We start from the raw sequence: 13,369 nt of genomic DNA on the forward strand, positions 1-13,369 counted from the left end.
CTCAGTAGTTTTTCCGCAGATCCAGGCCTTGGTAGAGCGCAGCCACCTGGTCGGCGTAGCCATTGAACATGAGCGTGGGACGCTTGGGGCTGAACAGACCATCCTCCCCTATGCGGCGCTCGGTCGCCTGACTCCAGCGCGGATGCGGCACCTGCGGATTGACATTGGCATAGAAACCATACTCCTGAGGCGCCGCCTTCATCCAGCTGCTGCGCGGCATCTGCTCAAGCAAACGGATACGCACCAGAGACTTCGCGGATTTGAAACCGTATTTCCAGGGCACGGCCAGACGCAAGGGCGCACCATTCTGGTTGGGCAGCAACTTGCCATACACGCCAAAGACGAGCATGGTCAGCGGATGCATGGCCTCATCCAGGCGCAAGGCTTCGGTATAAGGCCAATCCAGCACGCCGGAATTCAGGCCCGTCATCGTATCCCGCTGCTCGACCGTCGTGAATTCGACGAATTTTGCATTACCGGTAGGGGCGACGGCCTTGAGCAGGTTCGCAAGCGAATACCCCGTCCAGGGGATGACCATGGACCAGCCTTCCACGCAGCGCAGACGGTAGACCCGCTCTTCCATCGGAGCCAGCTTGAGCAGCTCATCCATATCAAAGGTGCGAGGCTTGCCCACCTCGCCCTCGACGCTCACCGTCCAGGGACGGGTCTTGAGCGCGCCGGCATTGCGGGCAGGATCGGCCTTACCCAGACCAAATTCGTAGTAATTATTGTAAGTTGAGACGTCTTTAAACGAGGTTTGCTTGTCCGGCACCGAGAACTCGGGGGACACCTTACCAGGCAAACTGTCGTCCTGCGCCCAGGCCACTCGCTGCGTCCACCCAGACAAACCCAACGTCGCCGCAAGCGCGGCGCTACGCGCCATCCAATCGCGGCGGGATCGCCACACGGCTTCCGGCGTGATTTCCGAGGAGGGAATGACCGGGTTTTTGCGGATCAGCATGAATATATCCTATGGGAGTGCACGTTTATATAGGCTATAGACGCCCAACCCATCCAAAAAATTCAATTTTTCAAGCCGCTTTTTTATCCAGCAGAGCGGGCAAATCAGACCACAACTCGCGAAGCGAGCCATTGCGCCAGCTCGGGCACACTATGCACCACCGCCTCGGCGCTGCACGATTGCAACTCGCTCAAGCTGTGCGCACCATAGGAAACACCCAGACCATGCACGCCGGCGTTGACGGCCATTTGCAGATCATGGGTGGTGTCGCCAACCATGACGACGCGCGAGGGATCTACATCCAGATCATTCATCAACTGGTGCAACATTTCCGGATGCGGCTTGCTGAATGTTTCATCGGCTGTTCGTGTTGCATCGAAAACCGGCCCCAAACCTGTCGCCGCCAACACCCGATTCAAGCCAACCCGGCTTTTGCCGGTCGCCACAGCCAGGCGAACATCCTGGTTCGCCAGACTGTCGAGTAATTCGCGCACACCATCGAATAGCCGCAATTCCGGGTCACGCAACAAATAATGAATGCGATAACGCTCAAGAAAGCGAGGCAGCAGCGCCGGCGTCAGTTGTGGCACCGCCCGCTTGAGCGCGCTTTCGAGGGACAGACCAATCACCCAACTGGCTTCGGAAGCGCTGGGCACGGGCAAGTCCAGATCGCGGGCGGCCGCCTGGATGGCGGCCACAATGCTGTGCGTGGAGTCCATGAGGGTACCGTCCCAATCGAACACCACCAATGCATAAGACATATCAGGCTTTCTCCAGTTGATGCAATAGCTTGCTACAGATGGCGGGCAACTCCGCGGTAAGGCTCAGGGGCTCACCCGTAAGCGGATGATCCAGCGTCAGCTGATAGGCATGCAGAAACATGCGGTTGAACCCTTGCCGGGCGAATAACGCACGCGTTTCATCTGTCCCATATTTATCATCGCCGACGATGGGAAAACCGCTGGCCGCCAGGTGCACGCGGATCTGATGAGTACGCCCCGTACGCAGCTCGGCTTCGACGAGGCTGTAATCGCCAAAACGCTGTTTGAGCGAAATGATGGTGTGGGCGGTTTGCCCATCCGGGTCGACCTTGACCCGGCGCTCTCCGCTCTGAGTGGTCCATTTGCTGAGCGCCAGGCGGATGTGCTGGCGGTCATTGACCCAATCCCCCTCGACCAGAGCAAGATAACGCTTGCTGCCCCGGCCTTCGCGCAGCATGGCGTGCAAGGCCAGCAGCGCGCTGCGCTTCTTGGCAATCATGAGCAGGCCGGAGGTTTCACGGTCCAGGCGATGGACCAGTTCTAGAAAACGCGCCTCAGGACGGGCGGCGCGCAACTGCTCGATAACGCCGAAAGACACGCCGCTGCCGCCATGCACGGCCACGCCCGCCGGTTTATTGATCACGAGCATGGCATCGTCTTCATAGACCACCGGAAACTCGGAGGCCGGCACGGGCTTGGGCTGACCCGGATCAGGTAGGCGCAGCGGAGGCACGCGGACCACATCGCCGACAACCAGACGGTAGTCCGCACTGATCCGGCCCTTGTTTACTCTCACCTCACCACCCCGTATCGCCTTGTAAATATGGCTTTTGGGAACACCCTTGCACAAGCGCAACAGAAAATTATCCAGGCGCTGCCCTTCCTGACCGGCGTCGACCTCAACCATGCGTACAGAGGGAACTGCGGGGGAAGTTTGTTTGCGCATTGCGGAAAGAGGCATATAATCGGGACAGCCTTAAAGGGCTGAACTTCAGAGGCTGATAGCGGGTGTGAAACCGTCGCCTGGCGTTGAGATGCGGAGAGATTCGCGCCTCCGTCTGATGCGCGGGCCACCATTGTACTGTCTCCGTTCAGCTCCTGGGTTTACTTGGTCGCCGGCGCAACCGCGATCTGCCGGATGGTGGTGTGGCACGCATTGCCCGCCTTCCTGGCAGAGATCCGTTGCATGCCGCAAGCGGCTTGAAGCAAAGCAAGAATCGTCGAATATTTATTACGCACCAGATGCACGATGCATCTGACGTTCACAGCAACCGTTTCGTCAATCCACACCCGTGAAGCCGACCCCCCTGCTGCCAGAACCCCGCGCCTCGTGGCGCGACGTGCCCGCGTGACGCGCGGCGGATACGCCTGAGCGCCGCTCAGGTACGGTCCGCATTCTTCTTGCCTGCTTCAGCCGCAGCCCGAGTGGCCCGAGGTCACGCGCCGATATCGGCGCGTCCTGACAACGGAGAACCGCACTCATGAAGCGCATGCTGTTTAATGCGACGCACCAGGAAGAACTGCGCGTCGCAATCGTTGATGGGCAAAAGCTCATCGACCTCGATATCGAAACCGCCGGCCGCGAACAGCGCAAAGGCAATATCTACAAAGGCGTCATCACCCGCATCGAACCCGGTCTGGAAGCCTGCTTCGTCAACTACGGCGAAGATCGTCACGGTTTTCTGCCCTTCAAAGAAGTGGCCCGCAGCTACTTCAAAGAAGGCGTGGATGTGCGCAGCGCCCGCATCCAGGACGCCCTGCGCGAAGGCCAGGAGCTGATCGTCCAGGTCGAAAAAGAGGAACGTGGCAACAAGGGCGCCGCCCTGACCACCTTCATCTCGCTGGCTGGCCGTTATCTGGTGCTGATGCCCAACAACCCGCGCGGCGGCGGCGTCTCCCGACGCGTGGAAGGCGAAGATCGCCAAGAGCTGCGTGACACGATGGAGCAGCTCGATGTGCCGCAAGGCATGAGCATCATCGCCCGCACAGCCGGCATCGGCCGCAATGTCGATGAGCTCCAATGGGATCTTGCCTATCTCCTACAGCTCTGGACAGCCATCGATGGCGCCGCGCGTGATAACGCCGCTCCCATCCTGATTTACCTGGAGTCCAGCCTGGTCATCCGGGCTATCCGCGACTATTTTTCGCCGGAAATCGGTGAAATCCTTATCGATACCGACGAAATCGCTGATCAGGCCGCCGCATTCATGAGCGTGGTGATGCCGGACAACGTCCAGCGCGTCAAACGCTACCGCGACGACACGCCGCTGTTCTCGCGCTTCCAGATCGAACACCAGATCGAAACGGCCTATTCGCGTACGGTACAACTGCCTTCGGGCGGTGCCGTGGTCATCGACCACACCGAAGCGCTGGTCGCCGTCGACGTGAACTCGGCCCGCTCCACCCGGGGCGCCGACATCGAGGAAACCGCCCTGCGCACCAATCTGGAGGCGGCCGACGAAGTGGCCCGCCAGTTGCGCCTGCGCGACCTCGGCGGCCTGATCGTAATCGACTTCATCGACATGGAAGACAGCAAGAATCAACGCGCTGTCGAACAACGCCTGCGCGATGCCTTGCACTTTGATCGCGCTCGTGTGCAGATGGGCAAGATTTCCCGCTTTGGCCTGATGGAGTTGTCGCGCCAACGCCTGCGCCCCGCCCTGAACGAGGGCTCGCACATCACCTGCCCGCGCTGCACCGGCACCGGCGTCATCCGCGATGCGGAATCCAGCGCCCTACATGTGCTGCGCCTGCTGGAAGAAGAGGCCATGAAGGAAAACACGGCGGCCGTGCACGCTCAGGTGCCGGTTGATGTCGCCACCTTCTTGCTGAACGAAAAGCGCGCCGACATCGCCAAGATGGAAGCCCGCCTGAAGGTCAATCTGGTGCTGATCCCCAACAAGCACCTCGAAACGCCCCACCACCATATCGAGCGCCTGCGCCACGACGATCCGCGCCTGGAAGAAACCAAGACCAGCTTCGAGCTGGCCGAAGCACCTGCCACCGATGTCACCTGGAGCCCGCGCGAGCAGGAAGTCAAGGCTCGCCCCGAGGCACTGGTCAAGGGCATCACCCCGGCCCAGCCCGCCCCGGTATCGACCCCTGCCCCGGCGGCCAAACCTGCCGAGGGTTCGGGATTTGGCGGCCTGTTCAAGCGCCTGATCAACTGGATCTCGGGCAGCAGCGAAACCAAGCCGGCTGAAAAATCGGCTGAGCAAAGCAAGCGCCCCAGCGGCAATCGCGCCAAGCGCGCCCAAGACGGCCAAGAGCGCCGTGGCGAGCGTCATGGTTCGGACCGCAACCGCAATCGCCGTGAAACCAGCGAAGGGCAAGAGCAACGCCGTGGCGCACGCCGCCAGGACGAAACACGGACGGAACAGCGCAACGAACAGCGCGCTGTGCCCGAGCAGCGCGCAGAATCGCGCCAAAACCGCACGACGGAAAATCGTAACGCGGAAGCTCGCAACACCGAGACCCGCGACAATCGGGAAAACCTCGCCGCCGAAACGCGCGCGCTGGCTCCCGAGACGGATGGCGAAGGCACACCGCGTAACGGCCGCAATCGCCGTGGACGTGGCCGCGGCCGCCGCGAAGACGGCGTCACCGACGCACCGATGAGCGAACAGGAAACCATGGTGGCCGCACTGGCCGAAACCGTGGCCTCCGCCCTGCCCACCATGCCGGCCGCTCCCGCCGCAACACTGGTCGCAACGACTGAACCCGAAGCCCAGCCTGACACCGAGGCATCGCAAGGTGCCGAGGGCGAAAACGCCAGCGATCCGGAACGCAAGCGCCGCCGCCGCCGCAGCCGCCGCGGCCGTCGCAGCCAGGAAGACGGCGTAACGCTGAATGCTGAGGGTCAACCCATCGACGGCGACGACGCTAATGACGACCAGGCTGATGAAGCGGCTCCCGCCGCCGTCCAGGTTGTGAGCAGCCACATCGCTACCCCAGTTCAAACCGCCCCAGTGGAAACAGCTCCGGTCGTGGCTGCCGTCCCGGCGGAAACGGCTCCGGCCGTCGCTGCCGCCCCGGTGGAAACGGCCCCGGTCGCCGCTGCCGCCCCCGTGGAAACGACTCCGGTCGTGGCTGCCGCCCCCGTGGAAACGGCTCCGGCCGTCGCAGCTGCCCCGGCGGAAACAGCTCCGGTCGTGGCTGCCGCCCCGGTGGAAACGGCCCCGGTCGCCGCTGCCGCCCCGGTGGAAACGGCTCCGGTCCTCGCTGCCGCCCCGGTGGAAACGGCTCCGGTCGCCGCTGCCGCCCCGGTGGAAACGGTTCCGGTCCTCGCTGCCGCCCCGGTGGAAACGGCCCCGGTCGCCGCAAGCCCGGCCGCCCCCATTGTCGTCAGCGACAACACGCTGAACGCCGTGGTGCAAGCCGCTGGCCTGACCTGGGTGCAGACCGATCCGGCACGGCAGGTTAACGCAGCGCCTCAAGCCGATGCCGCGCCGGTGCGCCTGGGCCGTGAGCGCAAGCCTGTAGCCCAAGTATCCGCCACGCCGCTGGTGCAAGTCGAAACGCAGCAGTAATTGTTCGATTAGGCACAAAGCCCCCCTTGCGCTTTAAGCACAAGGGGGGCTTTGCTTTCCGCGCCACAGGCATCGGCGCCAGCCCAATCTGCCAGAGCCAAAGCGCCTAAGCACCATCCGGCGACGCAGCGGCGCTGAGACTGGAGCATGACCAGGAAAGCTCGCCCTGCTTGCCAACAGGCGGTCTTCAACGCGATAGGAACGCTGACCTGAAGTAAGCTCAGGTAGACGAAGCATTGAAGAGGAAAAAACGATGGATGCCACCCAGGCGTTTTGGCGCGACCCTAGCCTGCCCTTTGTGGAGAGCCGGCGCGCCTGCCAGAGCCGGGCCTGCTACAAGCCGCACCATCACCCCACCTTTTCAATTGGCGCTATCGATGGCGGCGCCAGCGTTTTCACCGGAGCCAGCCATGGACCGGTCGCCCTCTCTCCTGGGTCACTCATATTCGTGCCGGCATCGCGTGTTCATTCCTGCAACCCGGCGCCCGATACCGCCTGGAGTTACCAGATGCTGCACCTGGATGCAGCATGGCTCCAGGCTGTGAGACAGGAGTACGTCCGCTCGGAGGCAACAGAGCCTGTGCGGATCGTGACCGAGCCTCGGGACTACATGCGCTTTTGTCAGCTTAATGCTCTGCTGTTTTCGCAGGCCGACCGACATAACAAGGAGGCCGCACTGATCGAGTTCATCGGCGATTACGACTCAGCCCAGGGTCAGCGGATCAAAGAAGCCAGCATTCCATCGAGCCTGGCCAGGCAGATCAAGCCGGCCCTGGACCATTTGCGGGCATGGCCTACCAGTGCGGTCACTTTGGACAAACTGGCCGCCTTAAGCAGCATGAGCCGCTACCAGACCATCCGCGCCTTTCGGGCCGTCACCGGTTTGACGCCCCATGCATGGCAACTCAACCAGCGCGTCAACCTTGCCAGAGATTGGCTCCGTAGCGGGAGCAGCCTTGCTGCTGTCGCCCAAGACCTCGGCTTTGCGGATCAGGCCCACTTCCAGCGGGTGTTCAAAGCGCATGCCGGTGTCACGCCCGGCCGTTTTCGGCCCTGACACCACGAAGGCCGCAATTTCCTTCAATACAGAAGGTGCTACGGCCGCCAGACTGCGGGGAAAAACGACGAGTTTGTTTTCCCATGCAGCAATTCCTGATGATCGCCGCAGCCCATTTCCTGGCGCTGCTGTCTCCCGGCCCCGACTTCTTTCTGATCGTCCGTACCTCGCTAAGCTCAGGCTGGCGCCTCGCCGCAGGCGTCTGCCTGGGTATCGCTGTCGCAAACGGGGTATTCATCCTGGCTGCCTTCGCCGGCACGGCCGCGTTGCAGGCGGATAGCCTATGGTTTGTCAGCCTGCAATGGGCCGGCTGTGTTTATCTCCTCTATCTCGGCGTCGTGTTCATTCGCCACGCCGGCGCCAATGACCTGAGTGGCGTGGCGGGCAAGACAGGGGCGCGACATGGTTTGGGCGCCTGGAGCCAGGCACTCGGCATGGGCTTCCTATCGGGCATGCTCAACCCGAAGAACGCGCTGTTCTATACCAGTCTGGCGGCAATGCTTACCGGCCCCTACGCCAGCCCAGGCTGGAAAGCGACCTACGGCACCTGGATGTTTAGCATCGTCCTGCTCTGGGACCTGCTCGTTGCCATGATGATCGGCAACCAGGCCATACTGCGGCGGTTTGCCAAGGCGCTGCCCTGGCTCGAACGCCTTTCTGGCGCGATGCTGATTCTTCTGGCACTGGGCGTCTTCATTCTGCAAATAACTTGAACCCGGCGCAGCGGCATACGCGAGCACACCTATCTTGCCCTCTTCACAGAATGCCTATCGAGACCTGGCCTCGAGTCACCGCCAACGCGCGAAAGAAAGGTCAGCGCATATCAAGAACGCCGCCGCAGGATTTAGCTCGGCGCTAGAGGATTCTTGAGCCGGGCAAGGCAGTGCTAGCCTGCAACGACAACCGCCGGACAAGGCCGGCGGCTGGACAAGGGCAAAGCGCAAATCAGAACTGATAGGTATACGTCAGCTGAACAACGTCCAGACCCGGATTGGGTGTCTTGATGTTGGCATTCGAGAAATGCGAGTAACGCAAACCGATACGGTTGTTCTGCGTCAGCAGGAAACCCAGACCGACGTGATCACCGAACTGGAATGCCGAGCCAATCCGCTTGTCAGCGAAACTGGTGCTCGAGAAAACCGTCGCGCCAATACCGGCCTCGAGGTAGAAACGATCATTTGCCCACCAGCGGAACATGGGGATGGCATTAGCCTGCCAAACGTGGCCTGGAGAACGCGAACCGTCAGCCGACCAATAGGCCCCACCGAACTCGCCATTCAGATCCAAACGCCCCCAATTACCGCCAAACTGATAGCTCCACCAAGAAGGGGTTTCGTAATTGAGCGAGAGGCGTTTGTAATGCTCGCCAATACCGTAATGAATACTGACACCGCCTTCGCTGCCTTGTTGCGCCTGGGCAGTACCGGCAGCCAAAGCCAACACCATCGCGGCGATGCTGGTCAGAGCAGTTTTATTATTCAGGCCGTACATTTGAACTCCAAAGTGCAGTCAATCTGTGCAGACAGATACCCTTGAACCATATCAGAAACCGCGATGATGTCGGCCAATTTTATGGCGCTTAGGCAAGAGCCCCTCTGAAAAGCCGACATAATGCGACACAATAAAAAACTTTGCATCACATCAGGGCTAAGTAAAACGGGCGCTAATCATGCGATTAGCGCCCGTTGACTCGGCTATCGGCGCTCAGGCTGCTGCGACGACGTCCGCGGCCTGTTTGTTGAGCAAGGCTATGAGGCGGGCGAGTTCTTCGCGCAACTGCCGGCGGTCGACCACCATGTCGATCGCTCCCTTCTGAAGCAGAAACTCTGCACGCTGGAAGCCTTCGGGCAGCTTTTCACGCACGGTCTGCTCGATCACGCGGGGGCCGGCGAAGCCGATCAACGCCTTGGGTTCGGCAATCACGATGTCGCCCATGAAGGCGAAAGAGGCCGAAACCCCCCCCATGGTGGGGTCGGTCAGGACGCTGATGAAAGGCAAACCGGCGCGCGCCAACTGCGTCAGCATGGCGTTGGTCTTGGCCATCTGCATGAGCGACAACAGGCTTTCCTGCATGCGCGCGCCACCCGAGGCGGCCACGCAGATGAAGGCCGTCTTATGTTCGATAGCCGCCTTCACGCCGCGCACGAAGCGCTCGCCCACCACCGACCCCATGGAGCCGCCCATGAACTCGAACTCAAAGCAGGCCAGCGTCGCCGGCACGCCGCGGATGGAACCGCTCATGACCACCAGCGCGTCCGTCTCGCCCGTCTGCTTCATGGCCTCCTGGAGACGCTCGGGATACTTACGCGTATCTTTGAACTTGAGCGAATCGACCGAACGGGTGGTCTGGCCGATTTCAACGCGGCCCTCGACGTCCAGCAGCATGTCGATGCGAGCGCGGGCCCCAATGCGCATATGATGGCTGCACTTGGGGCAGACGTGCTGATTGGCTGCCAGGTCTTCGCTGTAAAGCACCGACTCGCAAGACGGGCATTTGACCCACAAGCCTTCGGGCACGCGGCGGGCGCCGCCGTCGCTCGTTTTGTTGATGCGGGGCGGCAGGAGTTTTTCGATCCAGCTCATGTTTTTTATCCTGTAGACGGCTTGCGCGGATTTCAGCCCTGCGCGCGCTCTCGTTTAACTTGATCCAGCGCGGCGCGGATGCCGCCCAGCCACTGGCTGGCGGCCTTGACCGCGGCGTCGGTCTGTTCAGCAGGCGGCACATTGACGATAGCCTGCTCCATGGTTTCGATGAGTTTGCTGCCAATAACGACGGCGTCAGCATGAAGCGCAATACGGCTGGCGCTCTCGGCATCACGAATGCCGAAACCCACCCCCACCGGCAGGTCGCCGATGTGGCGGCGGATGACGGCCAGACGTTGCGCCACATCCTCGGTATTCAAGCTGCCCGAGCCCGTGACGCCCTTGAGCGACACGTAGTAGGCATAACCTCGCGCCACCCGGCCGATAGACTGCATGCGCGCCTCGGTGGTGGTGGGGGCAATCAGAAAAATCGGGGCGACACCGGCCCGATTCAGGGCGATGCCGAACTCATCCATTTCTTCGGGGGGATAATCGACCACTAGCACGCCGTCCACGCCGGCATCGCGGGCTGCCTGCGCAAAAGCCTCTTGCCCCATGCGTTCGATCGGGTTGGCATAACCCATCAGCACGACGGGCGTGATGCTGTCCGTGAGACGAAACTCGGCCACGGCTTGCAGCACTCGCGACAAGCCCATGCCCTGCGCGATGGCGCGCTCTGCGGCGCGCTGGATCACCGGGCCATCAGCCATCGGATCTGAAAACGGCACACCCAGTTCGAGCACATCGGCGCCGGCCTTCACGAGCCCGTGCATCAGCGGTACGGTCGCAGCGGGCGAGGGATCGCCCGCTGCGATATAGGGAATCAAAGCCGAGGCGCGACCCGCCTCGGCGACACGGGAAAAAGCGGCGGCAATTCGTTGGCTCATGGTTATTTACAGCTCAAGGCCCGCGCGTTCGGCAACGGTATGCATATCTTTGTCGCCACGGCCCGACAGGTTGACCAGAATGATCTTATCGCGCGGCAGCGTCGGCGCCATTTTGACGGCCTGTGCAATGGCGTGGGAGGACTCCAGCGCCGGCATGATGCCCTCGATGCGGCAGCAATCATGAAACGCGGCCAGGGCCTCGTCGTCAGTAATGCCGACGTAGCTGGCGCGGCCGCTGTCTTTCAGCCAGGCATGTTCGGGACCGACGCCAGGATAATCCAGGCCAGCGGAAACGGAATGCGTTTCCTGAACCTGACCATCGGCGTTCTGCATCACATAGGTGCGGTTGCCATGCAGCACGCCCACCTGGCCGGCAGCCAGCGATGCCGCGTGACGGCCGGTTTCCATGCCTTCGCCTGCGGCCTCGACACCGATGAGCTGCACATCCTCGTGAGGAATATAGGGATGGAAAATGCCCAAAGCATTGGAGCCGCCCCCCACCGCCGCGACGACATAGTCGGGCTGACGGCCGGCGTCGGCAGGCATTTGCACCAGACACTCTTTGCCGATTACGGTCTGGAAATCCCGCACCATGCGCGGATAGGGGTCCGGACCGGCGACGGTGCCGATAATATAGAAAGTGTTCTCGATGTTGGTGACCCAGTCGCGCATGGCTTCATTGAGCGCGTCTTTCAGGGTGCGCGAGCCCGACTCCACCGGCACGACCTTGGCGCCCAAGAGCTTCATGCGATAGACGTTGGAGGCCTGGCGGCGGACATCTTCGCTGCCCATATACACCACGCACTCCATGCCATAGCGTGCCGCGACCGTAGCGCTGGCCACGCCGTGCTGGCCCGCGCCAGTCTCGGCAATCACGCGGGGCTTGCCCATGCGTCTGGCCAGCAGGGCCTGACCGATACAGTTATTAATCTTGTGCGCGCCGGTATGGTTGAGGTCTTCGCGCTTGAACCAGATCTGGGCGCCGCCCAGCTTTTTCGACCATCGGGCAGCATGATAGACAGGGCTGGGCCGGCCGACGAAATGTCGGAGCTCATAGTTGAACTCTTCGATAAACGTCGGATCGACACGGTACTTGTCGTAGGCGGTTCGCAGCTCGCTCAAGGCGTGCATGAGCGTCTCGGCAACGAAAACGCCACCATAGGGGCCGAAATGCCCCTTCTCGTCCGGAAGGTCGTAAGGTTTCACCTGGGGTCTACCTAAAGATCGCCAGCGCCTATGCAAAGCCGGGCCCTATGCCCGCCATCGATTGGCGCCAGTTCAGAACCTGGCATTTTACCCGAGCACGAGAAACCGGCGTAGGCGCCGGTCTATCCGGGCCTGTTCAAAGGGCTTGACCCAGGCGGCGCAAAAAGTTTTCGCAGTCGGCCAACTGGTCAAGCGCCACATATTCGTTGGGCTTGTGCGCCTGCTCGATATGACCCGGACCGCACACCACGGTGGGAATGCCCATGCCCTGGAACAAGCCTGCTTCGGTGCCATACGCCACCTTGCGCGTCTGGCGGTCGGCGGTCAGTGCGCGCACCAGTTGGGTGATGGCGGCCTCTTCTGAAGCCTCCAGGCCCGGCGCGTACGCGCCCTTTTCAATCTCGATGCGGGCATCACCGAACTCGGCCTGCATGCGCGGCAACAGCGTCTGTTGCACATAGGCCTCGACCTGCGCCTGGATCTGCTCGGCGGGCATGCCCGGCAAATTCCGAAACTCGTAAGAAAACTCACAGAGTTCTGGGATGGTGTTGACCGCGATGCCACCATGAATCTGATTGGTGGTCATGGTCGAGAACGGCACGTCGTAAAACTGATCGTAAGGCCCATTGGCCTTGAAACCATCCGCGAGGTCACGGATGTGGCAGATCAGGCGTGCGGCGTATTCGATGGCATTGCAGCCACGGGGCGTCAGCGAGGAATGCGCCGCCTTGCCATGCACCCGGCAACGAAACAAATTGATGCCCTTGTGGGCCACGACGACCTGCATGCCGGTCGGTTCACCCACCACGCAGCCTTCGGGCCGGATGCCGCGATCATGGAGATCGGCGATCAGATAGGGCGCGCCAGCGCAGCCCACCTCCTCGTCATAGGAGAAGGCCAGATGAATAGGCTTGGTGCGCGGCATGGCCAGGTATTCGGGGACCAAGGCCAGCGACGCGGCGATAAAGCCCTTCATGTCGCAAGACCCGCGGCCATAAAGCCGCCCGTCGGCCTCATAAAGCTTGAACGGGTCCGTGGCCCAATCCTGCCCATCGACCGGGACCACATCGGTGTGCCCGGAAAGCACGATACCGCCCTGGGTATTGCCATCCGCGGCCGGCAGCGTGGCGAAAAGATTCGCCTTATTGCGCTCAGGGCTATGCACCAGCCAGGCCTGAACACCCTGCTGCCCCAGCCAATCGCGGCAGGTTTCTATCAAAGCCAGATTCGAGTTCCGGCTGGTGGTGTCGAAACCAACCAGCGTTTCCAGCCAAGCACGTGCGTTCATGTTGCAAGACCCTGAGATAAATCCTGAGTGTAGGACAGCTATGTAGCGCGCGAATAGCTCGTTTTATGCCTGTCTTCAGCAAGCGGCACAGGGGAAA

11 protein-coding genes are annotated in these 13,369 nt (G+C 61.6%); 3 read left to right on the forward strand and 8 right to left on the reverse strand.

What is annotated here, in order from left to right:
• Position 1: 1 nt before the first annotated feature.
• The 3 genes from msrP to U0029_RS11855 form a co-directional block, all read right to left on the reverse strand.
• Positions 2 to 961, reverse strand: coding sequence for a protein-methionine-sulfoxide reductase catalytic subunit MsrP (gene msrP / locus U0029_RS11845; RefSeq protein ID WP_012416795.1), 960 nt, complete (start codon positions 959 to 961; stop codon positions 2 to 4).
• A gap of 104 nt (positions 962 to 1,065) precedes the next feature.
• A complete protein-coding gene (locus tag U0029_RS11850; RefSeq protein WP_012416794.1) occupies positions 1,066 to 1,722 on the reverse strand; it encodes an HAD family hydrolase in 657 nt (218 codons plus the stop codon).
• 1 nt (position 1,723) lies between these two features.
• Positions 1,724 to 2,683 carry an RluA family pseudouridine synthase gene (locus U0029_RS11855; protein ID WP_114851820.1) on the reverse strand — a complete coding sequence of 320 codons (960 nt, stop codon included), beginning with the start codon at positions 2,681 to 2,683 and terminating at the stop codon, positions 1,724 to 1,726.
• 520 nt (positions 2,684 to 3,203) lie between these two features.
• On the opposite strand from U0029_RS11855, the gene U0029_RS11860 reads away from it, so the two are divergent.
• The 3 genes from U0029_RS11860 (at position 3,204) to U0029_RS11870 (ending at position 8,021) form a co-directional block, all read left to right on the forward strand.
• Complete coding sequence (locus tag U0029_RS11860) at positions 3,204 to 6,251, forward strand: Rne/Rng family ribonuclease (protein ID WP_114851819.1); 3,048 nt, start codon at positions 3,204 to 3,206, stop codon at positions 6,249 to 6,251.
• A 253-nt stretch (positions 6,252 to 6,504) separates the two neighbouring features.
• Positions 6,505 to 7,308, forward strand: coding sequence for a helix-turn-helix domain-containing protein (locus tag U0029_RS11865; protein WP_012416791.1), 804 nt, complete (start codon positions 6,505 to 6,507; stop codon positions 7,306 to 7,308).
• Between the two features lie 83 nt (positions 7,309 to 7,391).
• Entirely contained in the window at positions 7,392 to 8,021 is a 630-nt protein-coding gene (locus U0029_RS11870) for a LysE family translocator (RefSeq protein ID WP_039051626.1), read from the forward strand.
• A gap of 232 nt (positions 8,022 to 8,253) precedes the next feature.
• On the opposite strand, the gene U0029_RS11875 is transcribed toward U0029_RS11870, so the two are convergent.
• The 5 genes from U0029_RS11875 to argE all read right to left on the reverse strand — a co-directional run bounded on the left by U0029_RS11875 (position 8,254) and on the right by argE (position 13,272).
• Positions 8,254 to 8,799 (reverse strand): acyloxyacyl hydrolase, encoded by a 546-nt coding sequence (locus U0029_RS11875; RefSeq protein WP_012416789.1) that lies wholly within the window; start codon positions 8,797 to 8,799, stop codon positions 8,254 to 8,256.
• A 213-nt stretch (positions 8,800 to 9,012) separates the two neighbouring features.
• The gene (gene accD / locus U0029_RS11880) at positions 9,013 to 9,891 is read right to left on the reverse strand and encodes an acetyl-CoA carboxylase, carboxyltransferase subunit beta (RefSeq protein ID WP_012416788.1); all 879 of its coding nucleotides are present in this window, start codon (positions 9,889 to 9,891) and stop codon (positions 9,013 to 9,015) included.
• A gap of 32 nt (positions 9,892 to 9,923) precedes the next feature.
• Entirely contained in the window at positions 9,924 to 10,784 is an 861-nt protein-coding gene (gene trpA, locus U0029_RS11885; RefSeq protein ID WP_114851818.1) for a tryptophan synthase subunit alpha, read from the reverse strand.
• Positions 10,785 to 11,984, reverse strand: coding sequence for a tryptophan synthase subunit beta (trpB, locus tag U0029_RS11890; RefSeq protein ID WP_039051625.1), 1,200 nt, complete (start codon positions 11,982 to 11,984; stop codon positions 10,785 to 10,787).
• 136 nt (positions 11,985 to 12,120) lie between these two features.
• The gene (gene argE, locus U0029_RS11895; RefSeq protein WP_012416785.1) at positions 12,121 to 13,272 is read right to left on the reverse strand and encodes an acetylornithine deacetylase; all 1,152 of its coding nucleotides are present in this window, start codon (positions 13,270 to 13,272) and stop codon (positions 12,121 to 12,123) included.
• Positions 13,273 to 13,369: the final 97 nt, after the last annotated feature.

Source organism: Bordetella avium, assembly GCF_034424645.1.
GTDB lineage: Bacteria > Pseudomonadota > Gammaproteobacteria > Burkholderiales > Burkholderiaceae_B > Bordetella > Bordetella avium.